Raw genomic sequence first — 226 nt, forward strand, 5'->3', positions numbered from 1 at the left:
GCTGCTCGATGAGGGTTCCTTCAGGGAGGTCGAGCAGCTGCGTCGGCACCGCGCGACCGGCTTCGGCCTGGAGGCGAAGAAGCCCTACACGGACGGTGTCATCACGGGTTGGGGCACGGTCGAGGGTCGTACGGTCTTCGTGTACGCGCACGATTTCCGGATCTTCGGTGGTGCGTTGGGCGAGGCGCACGCGACGAAGATCCACAAGATCATGGACATGGCCATC

At 64.2% G+C, this 226-nt stretch carries 1 protein-coding gene; it reads left to right on the forward strand.

Annotation, left to right across the window (positions count from 1 at the left end):
* The coding region (locus ADK55_RS24270) for a carboxyl transferase domain-containing protein (RefSeq protein WP_324611202.1) at positions 1 to 226 on the forward strand (226 nt) is incomplete at both ends.

It is taken from the genome of Streptomyces sp. WM4235, assembly GCF_001279725.1.
In the GTDB taxonomy this organism is placed as follows: domain Bacteria; phylum Actinomycetota; class Actinomycetes; order Streptomycetales; family Streptomycetaceae; genus Streptomyces.